Origin of the sequence: Shewanella sp. c952, from assembly GCF_019654975.1 — a bacterium.
GTDB lineage: Bacteria > Pseudomonadota > Gammaproteobacteria > Enterobacterales > Shewanellaceae > Shewanella.
On the sequence record NZ_BPEW01000098.1, the window covers coordinates 1 to 639 of the forward strand.

General features: G+C 50.7%; 1 protein-coding gene. It reads right to left on the reverse strand.

The genetic code is table 11. The annotated features are described in order from the left end of the window. Nucleotides 1–639: hypothetical protein (locus K5R16_RS22720; RefSeq protein ID WP_220740547.1), on the reverse strand; the 639-nt coding region annotated here is incomplete at both ends.

A 639-nucleotide genomic window follows, 5' to 3' on the forward strand; every position in this document is an offset into this window, starting at 1 on the left:
CCCCCCCCCCTCTTCTCCTTCCTTTCCCTTCCCCCCCCCTTTCTTTCCCCCTTTCCCCCTTCCTTTTCTCTCTCTTTTCTCTCTCTTCCCTTTCTCTTCTTTTCTTTCCCTCCCTTCCCCCTTTCCTCTCTTCCCCCCTTTCTTCCCTTTTTTTTTCCCTTTCTCCCTTTCCCCTTTCTCTTTCCTCCTCTTTCCCTCCCTGTCTGCCTCCCTTTCCTTCCTTCCTTTTCCCCCTTCTTTCCTCTTTCCCTCTCTTTCTCCCCCCCTCTCTTCTCTTCCCTCTTTTCCCCCCCCTCTTTTTCCTCCCTCCTTTTCTTTTCCTTCTCTCTCTCCCCTCCCCCCCCTTCTCCCCCCTCTCTCCCTTCCTTCCCTTCTCTTTTCCTCCTTTCTCCCTCCCCCTCCTCCTTTCCTCTTCTTTTCCTCTCCTTTCTCTTCCCCCCTTCCTTTCTTTCCTTTTTTTCCTTCTTTTCCTCTTTTCCTTTCTCTTCCCTCCTCCCTCTTCCTCCCCCCCCCTTTCTTTTCCTTTCTCTTCCTTCCTCTTCCCCCTCTCCCCTCTCCCTCTCTTTTCTCTTCTCTTTTTCCTTTTTTCTCCCTCCTTTTCCTTTCTCCCCTTTCTTTCTCCTTTTTTTTTTTTCTCCT